Annotated in this window: 19 protein-coding genes; 7 read left to right on the forward strand and 12 right to left on the reverse strand. The window is 56.9% G+C overall.

The features are described from left to right. Window positions 1-95: 95 nt before the first annotated feature. The 5 genes from ispH to ribF all read right to left on the reverse strand — a co-directional run bounded on the left by ispH (window position 96) and on the right by ribF (window position 5,908). Entirely contained in the window at window positions 96-1,046 is a 951-nt protein-coding gene (gene ispH / locus QQF33_RS13590; protein WP_282491596.1) for a 4-hydroxy-3-methylbut-2-enyl diphosphate reductase, read from the reverse strand. Then, window positions 1,027-1,497 (reverse strand): FKBP-type peptidyl-prolyl cis-trans isomerase, encoded by a 471-nt coding sequence (gene fkpB, locus QQF33_RS13595; RefSeq protein ID WP_095280714.1) that lies wholly within the window; start codon window positions 1,495-1,497, stop codon window positions 1,027-1,029. Before fkpB ends, ispH begins: the two co-directional genes overlap by 20 nt. Before the next feature lie 118 nt (window positions 1,498-1,615). Then, window positions 1,616-2,116: a signal peptidase II gene (gene lspA / locus QQF33_RS13600; RefSeq protein WP_282491595.1), complete on the reverse strand. Its 501-nt coding sequence runs from the start codon at window positions 2,114-2,116 to the stop codon at window positions 1,616-1,618. After that, window positions 2,116-4,932: an isoleucine--tRNA ligase gene (ileS, locus tag QQF33_RS13605; RefSeq protein ID WP_285157967.1), complete on the reverse strand. Its 2,817-nt coding sequence runs from the start codon at window positions 4,930-4,932 to the stop codon at window positions 2,116-2,118. Before ileS ends, lspA begins: the two co-directional genes overlap by 1 nt. Window positions 4,933-4,969: 37 nt before the next feature. After that, window positions 4,970-5,908, reverse strand: a complete 939-nt coding sequence (ribF, locus tag QQF33_RS13610) for a bifunctional riboflavin kinase/FAD synthetase (RefSeq protein ID WP_285157968.1) — start codon at window positions 5,906-5,908, stop codon at window positions 4,970-4,972. A gap of 327 nt (window positions 5,909-6,235) precedes the next feature. On the opposite strand from ribF, the gene rpsT reads away from it, so the two are divergent. Next, window positions 6,236-6,499 (forward strand): 30S ribosomal protein S20, encoded by a 264-nt coding sequence (gene rpsT, locus QQF33_RS13620; protein ID WP_100777693.1) that lies wholly within the window; start codon window positions 6,236-6,238, stop codon window positions 6,497-6,499. 59 nt (window positions 6,500-6,558) lie between these two features. Here the strand turns inward: rpsT and nhaR are convergent, their stop codons facing one another. From nhaR to dnaK, 4 genes are all read right to left on the reverse strand, one after another. Then, window positions 6,559-7,461, reverse strand: coding sequence for a transcriptional activator NhaR (gene nhaR / locus QQF33_RS13625; protein WP_282491592.1), 903 nt, complete (start codon window positions 7,459-7,461; stop codon window positions 6,559-6,561). A 60-nt stretch (window positions 7,462-7,521) separates the two neighbouring features. Beyond that, window positions 7,522-8,700, reverse strand: a complete 1,179-nt coding sequence (gene nhaA, locus QQF33_RS13630; protein ID WP_285150631.1) for a Na+/H+ antiporter NhaA — start codon at window positions 8,698-8,700, stop codon at window positions 7,522-7,524. 171 nt (window positions 8,701-8,871) lie between these two features. Continuing rightward, window positions 8,872-10,017, reverse strand: a complete 1,146-nt coding sequence (dnaJ, locus tag QQF33_RS13635; protein WP_282491590.1) for a molecular chaperone DnaJ — start codon at window positions 10,015-10,017, stop codon at window positions 8,872-8,874. Window positions 10,018-10,103: 86 nt separating this feature from the next. Then, window positions 10,104-12,023 carry a molecular chaperone DnaK gene (gene dnaK / locus QQF33_RS13640; RefSeq protein WP_282491589.1) on the reverse strand — a complete coding sequence of 640 codons (1,920 nt, stop codon included), beginning with the start codon at window positions 12,021-12,023 and terminating at the stop codon, window positions 10,104-10,106. 296 nt (window positions 12,024-12,319) lie between these two features. On the opposite strand from dnaK, the gene satP reads away from it, so the two are divergent. The 5 genes from satP to QQF33_RS13665 all read left to right on the forward strand — a co-directional run bounded on the left by satP (window position 12,320) and on the right by QQF33_RS13665 (window position 17,431). Next, window positions 12,320-12,883: an acetate uptake transporter gene (satP, locus tag QQF33_RS13645; protein ID WP_285157969.1), complete on the forward strand. Its 564-nt coding sequence runs from the start codon at window positions 12,320-12,322 to the stop codon at window positions 12,881-12,883. A gap of 117 nt (window positions 12,884-13,000) precedes the next feature. Then, window positions 13,001-14,251, forward strand: a complete 1,251-nt coding sequence (locus QQF33_RS13650) for a chloride channel protein (RefSeq protein ID WP_285157970.1) — start codon at window positions 13,001-13,003, stop codon at window positions 14,249-14,251. 257 nt (window positions 14,252-14,508) lie between these two features. Further along, window positions 14,509-15,510, forward strand: a complete 1,002-nt coding sequence (locus QQF33_RS13655; protein ID WP_390888476.1) for a FecCD family ABC transporter permease — start codon at window positions 14,509-14,511, stop codon at window positions 15,508-15,510. Beyond that, complete coding sequence (locus tag QQF33_RS13660) at window positions 15,510-16,283, forward strand: ABC transporter ATP-binding protein (protein ID WP_285157972.1); 774 nt, start codon at window positions 15,510-15,512, stop codon at window positions 16,281-16,283. Before QQF33_RS13655 ends, QQF33_RS13660 begins: the two co-directional genes overlap by 1 nt. A gap of 23 nt (window positions 16,284-16,306) precedes the next feature. Next, window positions 16,307-17,431 (forward strand): ABC transporter substrate-binding protein, encoded by a 1,125-nt coding sequence (locus tag QQF33_RS13665; protein WP_285153733.1) that lies wholly within the window; start codon window positions 16,307-16,309, stop codon window positions 17,429-17,431. Here QQF33_RS13665 and QQF33_RS13670 read toward each other — a convergent pair. From QQF33_RS13670 to tal, 3 genes are all read right to left on the reverse strand, one after another. Further along, complete coding sequence (locus tag QQF33_RS13670; RefSeq protein WP_282491583.1) at window positions 17,418-18,719, reverse strand: MFS transporter; 1,302 nt, start codon at window positions 18,717-18,719, stop codon at window positions 17,418-17,420. The genes QQF33_RS13665 and QQF33_RS13670 overlap by 14 nt on opposite strands. A 121-nt stretch (window positions 18,720-18,840) precedes the next feature. Next, a complete protein-coding gene (mog, locus tag QQF33_RS13675) occupies window positions 18,841-19,428 on the reverse strand; it encodes a molybdopterin adenylyltransferase (RefSeq protein ID WP_285157973.1) in 588 nt (195 codons plus the stop codon). Window positions 19,429-19,542: 114 nt separating this feature from the next. After that, entirely contained in the window at window positions 19,543-20,496 is a 954-nt protein-coding gene (tal, locus tag QQF33_RS13680; RefSeq protein ID WP_100777705.1) for a transaldolase, read from the reverse strand. A 260-nt stretch (window positions 20,497-20,756) separates the two neighbouring features. Here tal and QQF33_RS13685 point away from each other — a divergent pair, with 260 nt between their 5' ends. Further along, on the forward strand, window positions 20,757-22,187 hold the full coding sequence (locus QQF33_RS13685) for an alanine/glycine:cation symporter family protein (RefSeq protein ID WP_285157974.1): 1,431 nt from the start codon (window positions 20,757-20,759) through the stop codon (window positions 22,185-22,187). Window positions 22,188-22,205 lie beyond the last annotated feature (18 nt).

Here is a 22,205-nt window from a genome sequence, read left to right on the forward strand (position 1 = left end):
GAGACCAGGAGGGAGGAACTGTCGGGTTAATCACAGGTAATCAGACAAAAAAATGCCGGTCGCTTACGGGACCGGCATGTTTAAAACCGAGGGGATTATTCGACTTCTTTCGCGTCGATGCGCAGCTCTTTCGGCACTTCGAAGACGATATTCTCTTCGCGGCCTTCCAGCGGCACCGCTTCGCCACCGCCCAGTTCCTGCAAACGCTTAATCACGTTCTGCACCAGAATATCCGGCGCAGAGGCGCCGGCGGTCACGCCGACACAGGTCGCGTCTTTCACCCAGGCTTCCTGGATATCGGTAGCGTCGTCGATCAGAAACGCCGCTTTCCCCATGCGCTGCGCCAGTTCGGCCAGACGGTTAGAGTTGGAGGAGTTTTTGGAACCGACCACCAGCACCACATCCGCCTGCTCGGCCAGGGCGCGCACCGCTTCCTGACGGTTAGTAGTGGCGTAGCAGATGTCGTCTTTGCGCGGCCCGACAATTTTCGGGAAGCGGCTGCGCAGAGCGTCGATAACATCAGAGGTGTCATCCACCGAGAGCGTGGTCTGGGTCATGAACGACAGACGGGCTTCGTTTTTGACGTTAAGCGTCAGCACGTCGTCCGGCGATTCGACCAGATACATGCCCCCTTCCGGGTTGCTGTACTGGCCCATGGTCCCTTCGACTTCCGGGTGACCGGCGTGACCAATCAGAATCGACTCTTCGCCACGGCGGCTGGCGCGGGCGACTTCCATATGGACTTTGGTCACTAATGGACAGGTGGCGTCGAAGACCGTCAGGTCACGGCTTTTCGCTTCGTTACGCACCGCCTGAGAGACGCCGTGCGCCGAGAAGATCAGGATCGCGCCGTCGGGCACTTCGCTGATCTGCTCGATAAAGATTGCGCCGCGCTCGCGCAGGCTGTCGACCACATAGCGGTTGTGAACCACTTCATGACGGACATAAATCGGCGCGCCGTAAATCTCCAGCGCGTTTTCAACAATGCTGATAGCGCGGTCTACTCCGGCACAGAAACCGCGCGGGTTAGCCAACAGGATCTGCATTCACTTCCTCCAGTGCCGGGTCGATCTCCAGCACTTCAACATCAAAATGGACGGTACGCCCGGCCAGCGGATGGTTGAAATCGACGGTGATGGAATCGCCATTGATTTCACGGATCACGCCAGGCATTTCGCTGCCATCCATTGCGGTAAAGAGCATAATCGCGCCGATTTCCGGCTCGCCCGCGTCCATGAATTCACGGCGCGAGAAATACTGGATCAGATCCGGGGTCGGCACGCCAAACGCCGCATCAGGCTCCAGGGAGAAGGCTTTTTTCTCGCCCTCTTTCAGCCCGAGCAGCTGCTGCTCCAGACCTTCCGAAAGAGAGGTATCACCCAGGCGGAACAGCGCAGGCTTGCCGTTATTGCGGGTCGATTCTGCGGTAGAACCGTCGTCCAGTTTCAGGGTGAAATGGACCAGCACCGCGCTATTGCTCTGTATGGATTTTGACATGCCAGTTGCTCGCTTGTTTTGCCCCATCGGTTTGCCCGGTGGCGCGCAGCGATCCGGGCCTACGGGAGGCGACAAATTCTGTAGGCCGGGTAAGCGAAGCGCCACCCGGCATAAACATTTACGCCTGCTCTTTCGCTGCCGGTTTTGGCAAGAAGCCTTCCAGCACAATCAACGCCGCACCGATGCAAATCGCGCTATCGGCCAGGTTGAAAGTGGCGAAGTGCCAGTCACCGACGTAGAAGTCGATCATATCGACGACAAAGCCGTGCCACAGACGGTCAAACAGGTTGCCCAGCGCGCCGCCAATGATCAGCGCGTAGGCAATGTTGTTCAGCTTCTGCGTCGCTTTCGAGCGATACATCAGCACCGCGAGGATCACGCTGATACCGATAGCGATACCCGCGAAGAACCAGCGCTGCCAGCCGCCGCTGTCGGCGAGGAAGCTAAACGCCGCGCCGTAGTTGCGCGCATAATGCAGATTAAGTGACGGGAACAGCGGGACCGTATCCCCCAGAGCAAAATTCTGGAGGATCAGGAACTTGCTGCCCAGATCAATAATCAGTACGACGACGACCAGCCACAGCCAGCGCAGTCCACTTTTACAGATTGATTGACTCATCAGGCAAACTTACGTTTTTCGCCATCACCGGCGATGTTGCTGACACAGCGTCCACAGATATCTGCGTGTTCCGCCACCTGGCCGACGTCGGTGGTGTAATGCCAGCAGCGCGGGCACTTCTCACCTTCGGCTTTCACCAGCGCCACTTTCAGCCCTTTGAGCAGTTCGCTCTGCTGGGCATCGGCACTCGCCTGTGCATAATCGGCAACAGCAGCACCGGAGGTCAACAGGACAAATCGCAATTCGTCGCCGAGCGCCGTCAGTTTCGCCGCCAGCTCAGGTTCAGCGTACAGGGTCACTGCCGCTTCCAGAGAGCCACCGACTTTCTTGTCAGCACGCGCCTGCTCGATCACCTTGTTCACTTCGCCGCGCACTTTGAGCAGCTCGTCCCAGAAGTCATCGTTCATCGCTTCGGTGTCCGCCAGACCAAACAGGCCTTCGTACCACTCACCGGTGAAGACGTATTTCTCGCGCTCACCCGGCAGGTAGGCCCAGATTTCATCTGCGGTGAAGGACATGATCGGCGCCATCCAACGCACCAGCGCTTCTGCAATGTGGAACAGCGCAGTCTGGCAGCTACGACGCGCCACGCTGTCCGCTTTCGCGGTGTACTGGCGGTCTTTGATGATGTCGAGGTAGAACGAGCCCATCTCGATGGAGCAGAAGCGCATCAGGCGCTGCACCACTTCGTGGAAATCGTAAGACTCATAGGCCTTCAGGATATCTTCCTGCGCCGCTTGCGCGCAGCCCACGGCCCAGCGATCCAGTACCACCATCTCTTCCGGTTTCACCATGTCTTTAACCGGATCGAAACCGTTCAGGTTAGCGAGCAGGAAGCGCGCGGTGTTACGGATACGACGATAGCTGTCGGCAGCGCGTTTGAGGATCTCATCGGAAACCGCCATTTCGCCGGTGTAGTCCGTTGAGGCCACCCACAGACGCAGAATGTCGGCGCCCAGTTTGTTCATCACATCCTGCGGAGAAACGGTGTTACCGATGGATTTGGACATCTTGCGTCCCTGACCATCCACGGTAAAGCCGTGGGTCAGCACCTGACGGTATGGCGCTTTGCCTTTCATCGCGGTGGAGATCATCAGAGATGACATGAACCAGCCGCGGTGTTGGTCAGAGCCTTCCAGATACATATCGGCCGCGTGACCGTAGAACTCAGGGCGCACGTCCACCACGGAAGAGTGGGTAGAGCCGGAGTCGAACCATACGTCGAGGGTGTCTGGCACTTTCTCGTAATTGGCCGCGTCGTCGCCCAGGATCTCTTTAGAGTCCAGATCCCACCACGCCTGGATGCCATCCACTTCAACGCGTTTGGCAACTTCTTCCATCAGCTCCAGCGAGCGAGGGTGCAGTTCCTGCGTCTCTTTATGGACGAACAGGGACATTGGCACGCCCCAGGTACGCTGACGGGAGATACACCAGTCAGGACGGTTCGCGACCATGGATTCGATACGCGCCTGGCCCCAGTCCGGGATCCACTGCACGCCTTTGATCTCTTTCAGCGACTGCTCGCGCAGGCCTTTCTGATCCATGCTGATGAACCACTGCGGGGTCGCACGGAAGATGATCGGCGACTTGTGACGCCAGCAGCATGGATAGCTGTGCTGCATCTTCTCGACGTGCAGCAGCGCGCCGCTGGCGCGCAGCATGTCGACGATGATGTCGTTAGCTTTGAAGACGTTGATACCGTCCAGCGCCGGGTAAGTGCCAGGCAGGTAAGCCCCGTCCGGACCGACCGGGTTAGCGATTTCCAGACCGTATTTCAGGCTGATGTTGTAGTCGTCCGGGCCGTGGCCACCGGCGGTATGTACCGCACCGGTACCCGCTTCCAGAGTGACGTGATCGCCCAGAATCGCCGGAACGTCGAAGTCGAGGAACGGATGTTTGAAGCGCATCAGTTCCAGCTCAGCGCCGTTGACGGTGCCGAGAATAGTGTATTCGCTGATGTGCGCGCGTTTCAGAACGCTCTCCACCAGATCTTTTGCCAGGATCACCGCCTGACCTTCAACCTGCACCAGCGCGTAATCGAAATCAGCGGACAGGGAGATCGCACGGTTCGCTGGCAGGGTCCACGGGGTGGTGGTCCAGATCACCAGAGAAATTGGGCCGTTGACGGAGGTCACGCCGAATTTGGCTTTCACCGCATCCTGGTCGACCGCGTGGAAAGCCACGTCGATGGACGGAGAGGTTTTGTCGTAATACTCCACTTCCGCTTCTGCCAGCGCAGAACGGCAGTCAACGCACCAGTGCACCGGCTTCGCGCCTTTATGCAGGTGGCCGTTGCCGATGATTTTGCCCAGCGCGCGGATAATGTTGGCTTCAGTTTTGAAGTCCATAGTCAGATAAGGACGAGACCAGTCGCCCAGCACGCCCAGACGGATAAAGTCTTTGCGCTGACCGTCAACCTGCGCGGCGGCGTATTCGCGGCATTTCGCGCGGAACTCGGCGGCGGTGAATTTCTCACCCGGCTTGCCGTATTCCTGCTCCACTTTCAGCTCGATTGGCAGACCGTGGCAGTCCCAGCCCGGAACGTAAGGCGAGTCAAAACCGGTGAGTCCTTTGGACTTCACGATAATGTCTTTCAGAATCTTGTTTACAGAGTGACCAATATGAATGCTGCCATTCGCATATGGAGGGCCATCATGCAGAATGAAGGTTTTTTTGCCTTTCTTGGCTGCACGGATGATGCCGTACAGGTCATCATCGGTCCAACGCGCCAGCATTCCCGGTTCGCGCTTGGCGAGATCGCCGCGCATCGGGAACCCTGTTTCCGGCAAATTCAGGGTTGATTTATAGTCACTCATCAGATTCTCGGTTCCGTATTTAAAACTCGTTCAGGCATTAAGCCGGGTTCGATAGCCCAAAAAATTCGCGGGCCGTTAACTCATCACGCGCAATTTGTGCTTTCAGCTCATCGAGCGAAGCAAATCGCTGCTCATTGCGTATTTTTTTACGCAGGATTACATCTATATGGCGACCGTAGAGGTCCATTACAACGTCCAGCAGATGCACTTCCAGCTGCTGGCGCACACCTGCCACCGTTGGACGGGTGCCAATATTGGCCACGCCCGGCAACGGCTTGTCACCCAGTCCGGTGACTTCTACCGCATACACCCCTTTTACCGGGGACACCTGACGACGCAGCGGGACGTTCGCCGTCGGGAAACCTATGGTCCGACCTAATGCATCGCCGTGCACGACGCGTCCGGAAATGGCGAACGGATGCCCTAACAGGTTCTCCGCCGCGTCCAGCTGATCGTCGGCCAGGGCCTGTCGCACCGCCGTGCTGCTCACGCGCACGCCGCCTTCGCAGAAAGTCATGGTGCTGGTGACATCAAAACCATACTCCAGACCGGCCTTCTGTAATAACAAGAAATCGCCCTGACGACCAGCGCCGAAGCGGAAATCATCGCCCACGGCGAGAAACTGCACGCCCAGACGTTTGACCAGCAAATCGCCGACAAAATTCTGCGCCGTCAGTGCCGCGAAACGTCGGTCAAAGCGCACGCACAGCACGTAGTCCACGCCGCACTCCGCCAGATAGCGCAATTTCTCGCGCAGACGGGTCAAGCGTGCGGGCGCTTTATCACCAGCAAACAGCTCCAGCGGCTGCGGTTCAAAAATCATCACCACGACCGGCAGCCCGCGGGCCTCGCCCTCTTTACGCAATCCCTGCAACAGCGCCTGATGCCCACGATGCACGCCGTCGAAATTACCAATGGTCAGTACGCACCCGTGCGGGGCGTGACTGAGATTATGTATGCCGCGTATCAGCTTCATGACAGGCTCAAAACAGTGAAAATCGCCCGAGTATACCTTGTACAGCGGTTAAGGTTAACCGGCGATTGTTGCCTCAAATCAGAAAGCCGTAATGATTTCATGATGCTTAGCTTTCGGAGGGGAAAAAACTACCGGCAAAGTGCGTTTTTTACATCGAAAGACTGTATTCAGGGGAGACAAGCTGGTAGAATCCTGCGCCATCACTACGTAACGTAGCGTCGCCATTCAACGGCGCTTATTTGCACAAATCCATTGACAAAAGAAGGTATAGAGGGCATATTCCTCGGCCTTTGAATTGTCCACATAGATCATATTTGGGAGTTGGACTTGGCTAATATCAAATCAGCTAAGAAACGTGCCATTCAGTCTGAAAAGGCTCGTAAGCACAATGCAAGCCGTCGTTCTATGATGCGTACTTTCATCAAGAAAGTATACGCAGCAATCGAAGCTGGCGACAAAGCTGCAGCGCAGAACGCATTTAACGAAATGCAACCAATCGTGGATCGTCAGGCTGCTAAAGGTCTGATCCACAAAAACAAAGCAGCGCGTCATAAAGCAAACCTGACCGCGCAGATCAGCAAACTGGCTTAATCGCCACTTGTTGTTGCTTGTTTATAAAGAACCCGCTTAATGCGGGTTTTTTTATAGGCTTATTTTGACGCGGGCGGCGTAAAGAGCGCCGAGTAGTCGCGGTTACAGATGCGCTGCACCGCCGGATGCTGAATCATGCGTTCGGCAAAAATCGCGTGATACTCCTCCATCACGTTATCCACCCGTCCAATCTCTGTGACCCGGTCATCGGTGTACAGATCGTGCGCGTAGAGCGTTGGCGCAACGAAAATCGCGTTATGCGCTTCACCGAAGGCTTTCATCAGCGCCGCATCATCAAACTCCCCGAGAATCTCCACTTTCAGACCCTGCGAGTTAAACCAGTTCAGCAGCTTGCGGCCTAACATCGAACGTCGTCCGGGCACCAGCAGGCGTCTTTCTTCCAGGCACGCCGGGAAGGGTTTTTCTGGCGGGGGATTGATGCACCAGAAGCTCACGCCGCATTCGCCAATCTTCACTGAGAACAACCCTTCCTGCTGGGTGGAATCGATCGGACAGTCCGAGATGATGATATCCAGCTTATGCTGGCTTAACTGCTCCAGCAGCATCTCGTGCGTCGATTCAAAGCAGCGCAGATGGATTTGTTCGTCTTCCACCACCGCCGCGTCCAGCACGCCACTGACGAGGCGTTTGGAGAGCGCATCCGCCACGCCCACATCAAACAGCAGGTTGGACTCTTTTCGGTAGTTCACGATATCGAGCATCTCCTGGCTCAGGGTGAACATCTTGTCCGCATAGCGAAAGACCAGCTCGCCCAGTTCGCTCGGCTCAATCCCGCGGCCTTTGCGTTTGAACAGTTTCCCCTGCAGGCGTTCTTCGAGCGCTTTAATCTGGCCGGTGATGGTCTGGGGCGTCAGATACAAGGCTTCCGCCGCGCCCACCACCGAGCCTTCTTTGTAGACGTGCCAGAAATAGTACAGATGGTTGTAATTGATGTGAGACATCGCGTTTTCGCTCCCTGAGAGTATTGTCAGGAGAGGGCCTCTGCCCTCCCCCGTTTTCTGTTATGCCGGTTGCACCTGCCCCGACAGCTTCACTTTCAATAGCGTATAACCCGTAAAGGCCGCGAGCAGCGAGCCGGTCAGGATGCCGAGTTTCGCCCACACGATGAGCTGCGGATCCATCGACGCAAACGCCAGGGTCGAGATGAAAATCGACATCGTAAAGCCGATTCCGCACAGCACGCCGACCGCCATGATCTGCCGGAAGGTGGTTCCCTGCGGCAGGGAAGCCAGCTTCAGCTTGAGCGCCAGCCAGCAGAACAGGCTGATCCCCAGCGGCTTACCAATAAACAGACCGGCGATGATACCCATCGGCAGCATGGATGTCAGACCGCTTAGCGTCACGCCCTGGAGCGATACGCCCGCGTTAGCGAAGGCAAACAGCGGCAGGATCATAAACGCGACCCACGGATGCAGAACATGCTCCAGCTGCTTCGCCGGGGATTTGCCCTTCTCATCCGCTTTCAGCGGCACAAAGAAGCCGATGATAACCCCCGCCAGCGTCGCATGAACGCCGGATTTGAGTACCGCCGTCCACAGCACCACACCCACCAGCACGTAAATTCCGATTCGGCGCACGTTAAACAGATTCAGCAATGCCAGTACGGCGATAGCCCCCGCCGCCACGCTCAGCGACAGCACCGACAGTTCGCTGGTGTAGAACAGGGCGATGATCACGATCGCGCCCAGGTCATCGATAATTGCCAGCGCCATCAGGAAAATCTTTAACGCCACCGGCACGCGGCTGCCCAGCAGCGCCAGCACGCCCAGTGCAAAAGCAATATCCGTCGCCGCCGGAATCGCCCAGCCGTGGCGCGCCACCGGATCCTGGTAGTTAAACGCCAGATAGAGCAGCGCAGGTACCACCATACCGCCCAGCGCCGCGATGACCGGGAAAGCGGCCCGCTGACGGCTGTTCAGAGAGCCCAGCACCAGCTCGCGCTTCACTTCCAGGCCCACCAGCAGGAAGAACACCGCCATCAGCGCGTCGTTAATCCACAGCAGCATATTCTTGTTAATTTCCAGCGCGCCCACGCGCAGTTCTACGGGCGTATCCAGAAACGCACGATACAGGCCCTGGGTCGCATCCAGGTTTGCCAGGACCATGGCGGCAATCGCGGCGAGGATCAAAATGACCCCGCCGGACGCCTCATTGCTGAAGAATCGTTGTAAAAGTTTCACTTTAGTTCTCTCTTAAGACCATACCTCGTTAAAACCATAATACCAAGGCTAACAGATCGAAAAAATCAGATTAATATTGGGATTTGATTCAGTTTTACCGAGCAGTTCCTCGCATAACGAAAAAGCCCGGAATCGCTTCCGGGCTTTGAAAAATTCACACTCGCTAAGGGATTAGCGGGTCAAATCATCGAAGAATTTTTTCACGCCATCGAAGAAGCTTTTAGAACGCGGGCTGTTTTTCTCGCCCGTTGGACCGCCGAAGCTTTCCTGCAGTTCTTTCAACAGCTGTTTCTGTTTGTCATTCAGGCTGACCGGCGTTTCAACGACCACGCGACACAGCAGGTCACCCTGCGCACCGCCGCGAACGGATTTGACGCCTTTTCCGCGCATGCGGAACAGCTTACCGGTCTGCGTTTCACCTGGAACTTTCAGGTTCACGCGTCCGTCCAGCGTAGGCACTTCGATTTCGCCGCCCAGCGCTGCCATCGCGAAGTTGATCGGCACTTCGCAGTACAGGTTATTGCCTTCACGCTCAAAGATGGCGTGCTGTTTCACCTGGACCTGAACGTACAGATCGCCTGCCGGTGCGCCGTGCTCGCCAGCTTCACCTTCGCCTGAGAGACGAATGCGGTCGCCCGTATCCACCCCTGCCGGGATTTTGACGGACAGGGTTTTGGTCTTCTCAACGCGACCGTGACCGTGACATTTGTTGCACGGATCTTTAATCAGCGTACCGCGACCATGACAGTGCGGACAGGCCTGCTGCACCGCGAAGAAACCCTGGCGAATCTGCACCTGGCCGGAGCCGTGACAGGTTGGACAGGTTTGCGGTTTGGTCCCCGCTTTCGCGCCGCTGCCGTGGCAGATATCACACTCTTCCAGCGTTGGAATACGGATCTCTTTGGTCACACCGCGAACGGCCTCTTCCAGCGTCAGATCCATGTTGTAGCGCAGATCCGCGCCGCGCGCTGCGCGCTGACGACCGCGGCCACCGCCGAAGATATCACCGAAAACATCACCAAAGATGTCGCCGAAATCAGCGCCACCGCCACCAAAGCCACCGCCGTATCCGCCGCCGCCCATGCCGCCTTGTTCAAACGCCGCATGACCGTACTGATCGTAGGCTGCACGTTTCTGAGCGTCGGTCAGGATTTCATACGCTTCTTTGATCTCTTTAAATTTGGCTTCGGCCTCTTTGTCACCCTGGTTACGGTCCGGGTGAAACTTCATGGCCAGGCGCTTGTACGCCTTTTTGATTTCACGCTCTTCCGCAGTTTTCGGAACGCCTAAAATCTCGTAGTAGTCTTGCTTTGCCATTGGTTTTTTCAGCCCCTTAACATGCGAGCACGGGCGGAGAGGAAACCTCTTCGCCCGTGCTGATTAATTACCCTGCATCAGGGCGATTATTTTTTGTCTTTGACTTCTTCGAACTCAGCGTCGACAACGTCGTCGTCTTTCGCGTTGTTCGCGGAAGCACCCGCTTCAGCGCCAGCCTGCTGCTGTGCGTGCTGTTGCTGAGCGATTTCCATCAGCTTCTGGGACGCCTGCGCCAGTTCCTGCATTTTCGCTTCGATGTCCGCTTTGTCTTCGCCTTTCAGGGAAGTTTCCAGCGCGCTCAGTGCAGCAACGATTGCGGTTTTGTCATCAGCTGGCAGCTGTTCGCCGGCTTCTTCAACCTGCTTACGAGTGCTGTGCAGCAGATGGTCACCCTGGTTACGGGTCTGAACCAGCTCTTCGAATTTACGGTCAGATTCAGCATTCGCTTCTGCTTCACGAACCATTTTTTCGATCTCTTCTTCGTTCAGACCAGAAGAAGCTTTGATGGTGATCTTCTGCTCTTTACCGCTGTTTTTGTCTTTCGCGGACACGTGCAGGATACCGTCAGCATCGATGTCGAAGGTGACTTCGATCTGTGGCATACCGCGTGGAGCCGGGCTGATACCGTCGAGGTTAAACTGGCCCAGATCTTTGTTATCCGCAGCACGTTTACGCTCACCCTGCAGCACATGGATGGTCACCGCAGACTGGTTGTCTTCAGCGGTAGAGAACACCTGGCTGTGCTTGGTCGGGATGGTGGTGTTTTTGCTGATGAGCGCAGTCATCACGCCGCCCATGGTTTCGATACCCAGCGACAGCGGGGTCACGTCCAGCAGCAGAACGTCTTTCACTTCACCCGTCAGTACACCGCCCTGAACCGCAGCACCGATGGCCACTGCTTCGTCCGGGTTAACGTCTTTACGCGGCTCTTTACCAAAGAATTCAGCGACTTTCTTCTGAACCATTGGCATACGCGTCTGACCACCGACCAGGATAACGTCCTGAATGTCAGAGACAGACAGGCCAGCATCCTGCAGAGCAACTTTCAGCGGCTCGATGGAACGGTTCACCAGGTCTTCGACCAGGCTTTCCAGTTTCGCGCGAGTCACTTTGATGTTCATGTGTTTTGGACCAGACGCATCTGCAGTGATGTACGGCAGGTTAACGTCGGTCTGCTGCGCAGAAGAGAGCTCAATTTTCGCTTTTTCTGCGGCTTCTTTCAGGCGCTGCATTGCCAGCGGATCGTTACGCAGGTCAATGCCCTGATCTTTCTTAAACTCGTCAACGAGGTAGTTGATCATACGGCTGTCGAAGTCTTCACCACCCAGGTGGGTATCACCGTTGGTTGCCAGAACTTCGAAGGTTTTTTCGCCGTCAACTTCGTCGATTTCGATAATAGAGATATCGAAAGTACCACCACCGAGGTCGTAAACCGCGATAGTACGGTTGCCAACTTCTTTATCCAGACCGTAAGCCAGCGCGGCTGCGGTAGGTTCGTTGATGATACGTTTGACTTCCAGACCCGCGATACGACCGGCATCTTTGGTTGCCTGACGCTGAGCATCGTTGAAGTATGCAGGTACAGTGATAACCGCTTCAGTTACCGGTTCGCCCAGATAATCTTCAGCCGTTTTCTTCATTTTCTTCAGCACTTCTGCAGAGATCTGCGGAGGTGCCATTTTCTGGCCCTTCACGTCGATCCATGCATCGCCGTTGTCAGCACCGATAATTTTGTACGGCATGATGGCTTCATCACGCTGTACTTCTTCGTCCTGGAAGCGACGGCCAATCAGGCGTTTAATCGCAAACAGCGTGTTTTGCGGGTTAGTCACGGCCTGACGTTTAGCCGGCTGGCCAACCAGAGTTTCACCATCCTGGGTATAAGCAATGATAGAAGGCGTGGTGCGATCGCCCTCGGCGTTCTCCAGCACACGTGCAGTAGTGCCGTCCATAATCGCTACACAAGAGTTGGTAGTACCCAGGTCGATACCAATAATTTTACCCATCTAAACGTCTCCACTAAAAATTTGTTCATCATGTGGTTGTGAATCTGTAATAAGGGCGAAACGTGCGGTTTCAACTGCCCTGATTTGATTTTTTTCAGCTTCACTCACTGCGGTTGACTACAAGATGGGGTCGTAACGGCATGCATCAAGGGGCAAGGATAAAAAATTTTTTAATTTCACCCTGCTCAGATCATAGACGGCAGGGATCGCGCCGATTATTATGCCGCGCCACTGCTCGGGAGAGTGGGCGTGGTTTAACCATTTCACCATACTAATGATGATTTTTTTGAGGACTTATGGGCAACACTAAGTTGGCTAATCCGGCTCCGCTGGGCCTGATGGGTTTCGGCATGACCACTATTCTGCTGAACCTGCATAACATCGGCTTATTCCCGATGGACAATATTATCCTGGCGATGGGCATTTTTTACGGCGGTATCGCGCAAATCTTCGCGGGACTGCTGGAGTATAAAAAAGGCAATACCTTCGGTTTAACCGCTTTCACCTCTTACGGCGCTTTCTGGCTGACCCTGGTCGCCATTCTGGTCATGCCAAATATGGGCTTTGCTGCCTCTAACGCGCACTTCCTCGGCGTTTACCTGGGCCTGTGGGGCATCTTCACCCTGTTCATGTTCTTCGGTACGCTGGTCGGTAACCGCGCCCTGCAGTTCGTGTTCCTGAGCCTGACCGTGCTGTTCGCCCTGCTGGCGATTGGTCATCTGGCTGATAACGAAAGCATCGTTCACGTTGCGGGCTGGGTTGGCCTGGCGTGTGGCGCGAGCGCAATCTACCTGGCAATGGGCGAAGTGCTGAACGAACAGTTTGGCCGCACCGTACTGCCGATTGGTGAAAAACACTAATCCCCCTTCGTGCCCGCCTCGCGGGCACGAATCTCTCGCTTTAATTCTTCTGATTGATTCCTCGTTTTGTCGCTTTGTGGGACACTGTTTCTCCCTCTTTTTATCAAGACATTCCGTATGATGGCTCATGATCCGTCTCGCATATATTGGCTGCATCGCTGGACTGCGTTACTGCTCACCGGGATTCTGGCGGGGCTCGGCGGCATGCTGCTCGCCATGCTGCTGCATGAAGTTCAGCACCTCGTTTACGGCTACAGCCAGACGCTCCTCATCAGCCCGCAGTCGTTTTTAGAGGGCGTGACGGATGCCAGCGCCCAGCGGCGTTTTCTCGCTCTCACCGCCGCGGGATTGGTAGCGGGTATCGGCTGGTGGCTGCTGGCGCGCTACGCCAAAAAACGCATCAGCATCGGCGAGGCGATCAAAAACCCAGACCAACCGATGCCTGCCGTCACCACGCTCATTAACTCGCTTCTGCAAATCATCACCGTCGCGATGGGCTCACCGCTCGGTCGGGAAGTCGCCCCGCGCGAAGTGGGCGCACTCTTTGCTAGCGGCGTCGCCCGTCGTCTGCACCTGAGCCTGGCCGATATCCATCTGATGATCGCCTGCGGCGCCGGTGCCGGTCTGGCGGCGGTGTATAACGTTCCGCTGGCCGGGGCCATTTTTACGCTGGAAGTGCTGCTGGTCAGCTTCAGCTGGGAGAAAGCCATCGCCGCGCTGGTCACCTCCGCGCTGGCGGCGTGGATCGCCACGCTCGGACTGGGCGATGAACATCAGTACCATTTCACCACCGAAATCGCCGCCACTTCGCTGGTCTTCTGGGGGGCGCTTTCCGGCCCGCTGTTTGGCGCGGCGGCGTTTCTGTTCCGTCGCGTAACGCAGCGCGCACGCAGCAAAGTGCGCAGTAACTGGCAGATGCCGGTCTTCAGCCTGATCGCCTTTACGGCTCTCGGGGCGCTATCCGTCTGGTTCCCGCAGCTGCCCGGCAATGGCAAAGGCCCGACGCAGCTGGCCCTTAGCGGCGATGTGACACTCCAGCTCGCCGTCGCGATCCTCATGCTTAAAGTGGTGGTGATCTGGGCGGTACTGCGCGCCGGTGCTCAGGGCGGTTTGCTCACACCCGGACTTGCCGTCGGCGGCCTGCTCGGCTCGGTGCTGTTTATCCTGCTGGGCCGCTGGTTCCCCGGCGCGGATATGGCGAGTTTTGCCCTGACAGGGGCCGCGGGTTTTCTCGCCGCGTCTCTGCAAATGCCGATCACGGCCATCGCGCTGATCATGGAATCCACCCGGATGGACCACAGTTTCCTGGTGCCCGTCGCGCTGTGCGTGACAGGCGCGTACATGACCTGCCGCCATCTGGAAGGTTAATTTTTGCGCACAACAGAAACCGCAGCTAAACGAGTTGCGCGCTTCATATCATTTTAATTGATAAGCATTATCATCCCGAATATTGTCGCCGGGAGCATCCCCGGATATTGGATATCAGGCAGCATCAAAGACAGGAACGTTTCGGGATAAACTACGATTCTGCTTTTGTTGCATAAGGTAAGCCAATGAGTTCCCCTCTTGTCGCCAGCGTGAAACCTGACGGATCTGCGGTGGCGTCACAGTACCGTAAAGTCGTGATGCGCCGCTTTGTCGTCGCAGGTGTGATTCTGCTGCTGATCGTCCTCTCGCTCCTGCTGGATTTTACCCTCGGCCCGTCCGGGATTTCCGTTGCAACCCTGGGGCACACGCTGTTTGATGCCGCCTCCGCTGACGCAGGCACACGGGTGATCGTCTGGGATATCCGTCTGCCCTTCGCGCTGATGGCGGTCGTTGTGGGAATGGCGCTGGGCCTCGCGGGCGCTGAGATGCAAACCATTCTGAATAACCCCCTCGCCAGCCCGTTTACGCTGGGCGTCTCTTCCGCCGCCTCCTTTGGTGCCGCGCTGGCGATTATCCTTGGGCTGGGGATCCCCGGTATTCCCGATCAATGGTTCATCTCTGCCAATGCCTTTATTTTCGCGCTGATGGCCTGCTTCGTGCTCGACGGCATCAGCCGCTGGACGCGCGTCGCCACCTCCGGCGTGGTGCTGTTTGGCATCGCGCTGGTCTTCACCTTTAACGCGCTGATCTCCATTCTGCAATTTGTCGCCAGCGAAGACACGCTCCAGGGGCTGGTGTTCTGGACGATGGGCAGCCTGGCCCGCGCGTCGTGGGATAAGCTTGCGATTCTGCTGGTAGTCCTGTTGATCGTCGTGCCGCTGTCACTGAAAAACGCCTGGAAGCTCACCGCCCTGCGCCTCGGCGAAGACCGGGCGGTGAGCTTTGGCATTAACGTGCGCAAACTGCGGCTGGCGACGCTCCTGCGCATTAGCATTATCTCGGCGCTGACGGTGGCGTTTGTCGGCCCGGTCGGGTTTATCGGCCTGGTCGCCCCACATATTTCGCGGATGATGTTTGGCGAAGACCATCGCTTTTACCTGCCGGGCAGTATGCTGATCGGCGCGCTGGTGCTGTCCCTGGCCTCGGTGCTCTCCAAAAATATCGTCCCCGGCGTCATTATTCCGGTCGGCATCGTCACCTCGCTGGTCGGCGTGCCCTTCTTCCTGAGCATTATTATTCGCCACCGGGGGACGCTGTAATGGATGGATTGATCGTCACCGACCTGCACACCGGCTATCGCAAAAAGAAAATCATCAACGGGCTGACGACGCCCCTGCTGCCGCGCGGAAAAATTACGGCGCTGCTCGGGCCGAACGGTTCGGGGAAATCGACGTTGCTGCGCGCCATGGCCGATCTGAACCCGGCCCAGGGCAAGCTTGCGCTGAACGGTGAAGACCTGATGACGTTACCCTCTGCCAGGCGGGCACAAAAAGTGGTTTATCTTCCGCAGTCGCTCCCGGCGGGCGTGCATCTCCATGCCCTGGAGTCGGTGATTGTCGCGCGACGCGCCAGTGGCTCTCCCGTTGACGGCAACGCCGGGGAGGAAGCTTTTGCGATCCTGGAAAAGCTCGGCGTCGCCCATCTGGCAATGAGTTATCTCGACCAGCTCTCAGGCGGGCAAAAACAGCTGATTGGTCTGGCCCAGTCCCTGATCCGCCAGCCCGATCTCCTGCTGCTTGATGAACCCCTCAGCGCCCTCGATCTCAACTATCAGTTTCACGTTATGGACATCGTTGCCCGCGAAACGCGGCTGCGCAACATCGTGACGGTGGTGGTGATCCACGACATCAACATCGCCCTGCGCCACGCCGAATACGCCGTGATGCTCAAAGAGGGTGCCCTGGTCGCCAGCGGAGTTCCGGGCGAGGTGGTCACCCCCGCGAACCTGGCGACGGTCTACGGCGTGAAAGGCCGGGTGGAAAAGTGTTCGCAAGGACTGCCGCACGTGGTGGTCGATGGTTTAACAACATAACACTCATCATAAGACGGGGAAGTATGACGATTAAGAAGACGATATTCGCAGCGGTACTGCTGCTCTCACCGCTGCTGGCGATGGCCCAGACCTGGCCGGTGACCGTAAAAGATATGGCTAACCGCACGGTGACTATCCCGCAGGAGCCGCAGCGCATTATTTTGCAGGATGGCCGCGATATTCTGACGCTGGCGATGCTCGAGCGTGACGATCCCTTCGCCAAAGTGGTGGCGTGGAACAACCTGCCGAAGAAACAGGACACTGAAACCTGGAACGTGCTGAAGCGCAAATGGCCGGAAGCCGAGAAGATCCTCGATATGCAGTTCTCGGATCAGGGGAACGTCGATCTGGAGACGGTGATTTCGCGCCACCCGGATCTGATGATTGCCCAGCTGCGCGCCAAACCTTCGCTGACGCAAAGCGGTGTGCTGACCCAGCTGGAAGCCCTGCACATCCCGGTGGTGTTCGTAGATTACGAACTGCATCCGGTGGAGAACACGCTGCCGAGCATCGATCTGCTGGGCAAAGTTTTGGGCCAGACGGATCGTGCGCAGGCCTATGTCGACTTCTATCAGCAGCGTCTGGACAGAATTCACCAGCGCCTGACGGAAGCAGAGAAAAAGCCGCTGGTGTTTATCGAACCGATTGCCGGGGTCGCCGGGCTGGATAACGGCTGTTGCTTCACCCACGCGCACAACGGCTGGGGCGGGCTGGTAGAGGCCGCAGGCGGCGTGAACATTGGCTCGCAGTTGCTACCGGGCGCAACCGGGAATATCTCGGTGGAAAAAATTATCTCCCTGAACCCGGATTACTACCTGATGACCGGATCAAAGCGCTCGGGGAAAGGCACCGCGATTATTCCGTTTGGCTATAACGTGCCGGAAAGCGATGTCGCCGCCGCATTTAAGGCGCTGGTGTCGCGCCAGGGCGTGAGCAGCATTCCGGCCGTCGCGCAGGGCCATACCGGTGCGCTATACCATCACTTCTACAACAATCCGTACAACATCATCGCCATTGAAGCCTTGAGTAAAATCTTCTACCCAACGCTGTTCAAGGACGTTGATCCGCAGGCGGATTATCACGAGCTGATCAAAAGCTTCACCCATATCCCGGATGACAACATCATCCTGAGCTTTACCCCTCGTTAACCGGCGTATGCGCCATCAGCTGATGGCGCTCACCGCGAAGCCAGATCCCCAGCACCAGCCCCATCAACGCCAGTGCCAGCACGTACCAGGCCGGAGCCATCGGCGAGACGCCCATCAGCAGCGTAACGGCTATCGGCGTTAAACCGCCGAAAATGGCGTACGAGACGTTGTAGGAGAACGAAATGCCCGTGAAGCGTACTTCCGCCGGGAAGGCGCGAACCATCACGTAAGGCACGGCCCCGACGACGCCAACGCACAGGCCCACGATGCCGTAGAGCAGGAACAGCTGTTCCGGATGCGCGCCCGCCAGGTGATAGAACGCCCAGCTCGATCCGGCGAGCAGCAGGCTGCCAACGATAAAGGTCAGGCTGGCCCCGAAACGATCCGCCGCCAGACCGGCAATCAGACAGCCAAAGCAGAGCATAATGGTCGCGATGCTGTTGGCCTGCAGCGTCACCGCCGGGGCAAAGCCATACTGTTTTTGCAGCCAGACCGGCGACATCAAAATCACGACGACAATTCCGGCGGACAGCAGCCAGGTCAGCAGCATGGAGATCACTACCGCTTTCTGATGGCGCACCACCACCGCTTTCACCGGAAGCTCTTGCGCCAGGGCTTTACGCTGCTGCATCTCAAGGAAAATCGGCGTCTCCTGTAGCCAGCGGCGCAGATACATCGCCACCAGGCCAAACGCCCCGCCCAGCAGAAACGGAATTCGCCAGCCCCACTCATGCACGGCTTGCGGCGTCATGCTGGTGTTGATCAGCGTGGCCACGACCGAGCCGAGCAAAATCCCGACGGTCAGCCCGGCGGTTAAGGTCCCGCAGGCGATCCCGATGCGACGCGCCGGAACGTGTTCAGCAACAAACACCCACGCCCCCGGCACTTCCCCGCCAATCGCCGCACCCTGCAAAATACGCATCAACAGCAGCAGAACCGGTGCCACAATCCCCATCGAGGCATAGGTCGGTAGCAGACCGATCGCCAGCGTCGGCACCGCCATCAGCAGAATGCTGAGGGTAAACATCTTTTTGCGCCCGACCAGATCGCCGAAGTGGGCCATGATAATGCCACCCAGCGGGCGCGCCAGATAGCCTGCGGCAAAAATACCGAAGGTCTGCACCTGACGCAGCCATTCCGGGATATCCGCCGGGAAGAAGAGTTCGCCGACAACGGCGGCAAAGAAGACGAAGATGATGAAATCGTAAAACTCCAGCGCGCCGCCGAGGGCCGCGAGCGTGAGCGTTTTGTAGTCCTGACGATTCAGAGGCCGGGTGTAATGTGACATTGCAAAACCTTTACTGGCAGTGTTGATTTAATTTTACAGTGATCGTAAAGAAAAAATGACTATACCGTAAATCAAACACCACGCCATTGAGGCTGTAGCTTATGTCACAAACACATCAATTTCAGGAGATTATTTCGCGCCTTGCGCTTTTCGGGCGAAAAGCTGCTACCATTTGCGGATCGGTCTCGACGTAAGGCCCGTCCAGCAGCTGTATACAATACGGTACACTGGCAAAGATCCCCGCCACCACCACTTTGCCGTCTTCGGCTTTCACCCCTTCGAGCGTCTCTTTGATAGATTTCGGCTGGCCTGGCAGATTAAGAATCAGCGCCTGTTTGCGGATGACACCCACCTGACGTGACAGGATCGCCGTCGGCACAAAGTGCAGACTGATCTGACGCATCTGCTCGCCGAAACCTGGCATCTCGCGATCGGCGACCGCCAGCGTGGCATCCGGCGTCACGTCGCGGCGCGCCGGGCCGGTACCACCGGTGGTCAGCACCAGATGGCAGCTCATTTCGTCCACCAGCTCGCACAGGGTTTGCTCGATGATCGGCTGTTCATCCGGGATTAAACGGGTTTGCACTTCAAACGGGGTGGTCAGTGCGGCGGCCAGCCACTCTTCTAACGCCGGGATGCCTTTGTCGGCGTACACGCCGCTGGACGCGCGGTCAGAAATCGACACTAAGCCGATGCGTAAGGTATTCATATCCATTCCCTTCATAACAATACTGATTACGGAGAATGATACACGCAGAGGGGAAAATCAGACAGGGGACGAGAGAAGTAACGTGGCCGGGAGAGCTCCCGGCCAGGGAAATGATTACAGCAGATCGCCGATCATTTTTTCCAGTTTTTCCTGGTCAACAGCAAACTTACGGATACCGTCCGCCAGTTTGTCTACTGCCATTGGATCCTGGTTGTGCTGCCACAGGAACTCAGACTCGGTGATACGCTCTGGACGTGCTTTCACTTCGCCGGTGTAGCTCAGTTTACGCTCCAGCGCGCCTTCGCTCTCTGCCAGCTCTTTCAGCAGCGCAGGGGCGATGGTCAGACGGTCACAGCCGGCCAGCTCGATGATTTCACCGACGTTACGGAAGCTTGCGCCCATCACGACGGTCTCGTAGCCGTGCTGTTTGTAGTATTCGTAGATTTCAGTCACGGAAACCACGCCTGGATCTTCAGAAGCTGCATACTCTTTCTTGTCGGTGTTGGCTTTGTACCAGTCCAGAATACGGCCCACGAACGGAGAAATCAGGTACACGCCCGCTTCTGCACACGCACGCGCCTGCGCGAAGGAGAACAGCAGAGTCAGGTTACAGTTGATGCCTTCTTTTTCCAGCTGTTCTGCAGCGCGAATGCCCTGCCAGGTGGAAGCCAGTTTGATCAGGATACGATCGTTGCTGATGCCCGCATCGTTATACAGTTTGATCAGGTGTTTGGCTTTGGCGATAGACGCTTCGGTGTCGTAGGACAGACGCGCGTCAACTTCGGTAGAGATACGACCCGGAACCAGTTTCAGGATTTCCAGACCGATGTTCACAGCCAGTTTGTCAGTTGCATCCACAACCTGCTGCGCACGATCGTTGCTCTGGCCTTTCGCCCAGGTCACAGCTTCGTCGATCAGTTTGCGGTACTCAGGGATCTGCGCGGCGTTAAGAATCAGAGAAGGGTTAGTTGTGGCATCCTGCGGCTGGTACAACTTCATTGCCGCGATATCTCCGGTGTCAGCTACGACAGTGGTGAACTGACGAAGGGAGGTCAATTTATCCGTCATGATAGTGTTTCTCTTTTAACGTGCCCTGGATAATTCACGCTACCGACAGCCTGCCCGCAGCGGAAAAATGACAGGCTTACTTGTTAGGGGGATGTAACCGGTCTGCCCTGATGATAACACGACGGAATGACAGCGCAACCGCAGACAGTGCGCTTACGGATAGTATGGTAAACTCTGAATATTAACAGCCTGCTAATTAACAGCGTGCTCATTCAGCGTTACCGCGTATCTATTCAGTGGCATCAACAAGAGGGACGTTAATGCCTGATTTCTTTTCTTTTATCAATGAAGTCCTGTGGGGCTCAGTAATGATTTATCTGTTACTGGGAGCCGGGGTGTGGTTTACCTACCGCAGCGGTTTTATTCAGTTTCGCTACATTCGCCAGTTTGGCAAAAGTCTTAAAAACAGCGTTAACCCCCAGCCCGGCGGATTAACCTCTTTTCAGGCGCTCTGCACCAGCCTGGCGGCACGCGTCGGCAGCGGGAATTTAGCCGGTGTGGCCCTCGCGATCAGCGCCGGTGGCCCTGGCGCCGTATTCTGGATGTGGGTGACGGCGATTATCGGCATGGCGACCTCTTTTGCCGAGTGCTCGCTGGCCCAGCTCTACAAAGAGCGCGATAAGCACGGTCAATTCCGCGGCGGCCCGGCCTGGTATATGTCCCGTGGTCTGGGGATGCGCTGGATGGGCGTCCTGTTTTCTCTCTTCCTGCTCGCTGCCTACGGCCTTATCTTTAACACCGTCCAGGCGAACTCCGTGGCCCACGCCCTGCGCTATGCCTTCAGCTTCCCGGAATGGATAACGGGCGTGGTGCTGGCCGTGATGACGCTGCTGGTCATCGTGACCGGCATCAAAGGCGTCGCGCGCCTGATGCAGTGGATGGTTCCCGTCATGGCCCTGCTGTGGGTATTCGCCAGTCTCGTCGTCACAGCTACGCATATCGAACAGGTGCCAGGCGTCATCGCCATGATTTTCAAAGCCGCATTTGGCTGGCGAGAAGCTGCCGCAGGCGCGCTGGGTTACACCATCAGTCAGGCGCTGACGGCCGGTTTCCAGCGCGGTATGTTCTCGAACGAAGCGGGGATGGGCTCCACGCCGAATGCCGCAGCGGCGGCCGCCTCATGGCCTCCTCACCCGGCGGCGCAGGGGATCGTGCAGATGATCGGCGTGTTTACCGACACCATTATCATCTGCACCGCCAGCGCGATGATTGTGCTGCTGGCAGGTCCGGTTCCTCATTCCGCTGATATGGCGGGCATACAGCTCGTCCAGCAGGCGTTGGTGAATCTCTCCGGCAGCTGGGGCGCAGGATTTGTCTCGCTGATTGTGATGCTGTTTGCCTTTAGCTCAATCGTTGCCAACTACATTTATGCCGAAAATAACCTGATATTCCTGCGCCTCGACTCGCGTAATAACCTGTGGTTTTTGCGCCTCGGCATCGCCGGGATGGTATTGATGGGTTCGGTGATGAGCCTGCCGCTGGTCTGGCAGCTGGCGGACGTGATTATGGCGCTGATGGCGATCACCAACCTGACCGCGATTTTGCTGCTGTCGCCGGTGGTGGCGCTGATCGCCCGCGATTACTTGCGTCAGCGCAAAATGGGCGTGCAGCCGGTATTTGACCCCACCCGTTACCCCGAAATTGAGTCGCAGATTGCGCCGGGCAGTTGGGATGATTTGCCCCGGCAATAACAGTCATCGATCAAATCA

This window comes from Lelliottia wanjuensis (assembly GCF_030238365.1).
Taxonomy (GTDB): Bacteria; Pseudomonadota; Gammaproteobacteria; order Enterobacterales; family Enterobacteriaceae; genus Enterobacter; species Enterobacter wanjuensis.